A 380-nucleotide genomic window follows, 5' to 3' on the forward strand; every position below is an offset into this window, starting at 1 on the left:
CGACGAGATGATGAAGCCGCTGGCGTGCCGCTGTGCCAGGGCACCGCGATCGGCGCCGGGTGGAGGTGAAAATTCCTCGAAGAAACCGAGGAACGGCACGTTCGCGCTGCCTGGCGGGGGCCACAGTTGCCGCACACTCGGTATTGTGTCGGTCCTGGACACCTTGACGGTCACGACGGCGGGGCCGTCGATTCGCGTCGTGTTCTCGAAGTCGGACACGATTCCCGGGTAGGCCGTGAAACCCGGGCTTGCGGACAAAACAGCCTGCGGAGCGCGTGGCGCCGTTGCAGGTGACAGTGATTCCTTCCCCATGCAACTCGCGGACACGGCTGCAATGGCCAGACTGGTAAGCCCGATACGCTTGAACCCGATGCTTGCCA

General features: G+C 63.9%; 1 protein-coding gene. It reads right to left on the reverse strand.

Annotated elements, in window-relative coordinates; genetic code table 11:
• On the reverse strand, window positions 1-380 hold a 380-nt coding region (locus SB689_RS22645; RefSeq protein WP_410694324.1), incomplete at both ends, for a hypothetical protein.

The sequence above is a fragment of the Chryseobacterium sp. SIMBA_038 genome (assembly GCF_046535115.1).
GTDB lineage: Bacteria > Bacteroidota > Bacteroidia > Flavobacteriales > Weeksellaceae > Chryseobacterium.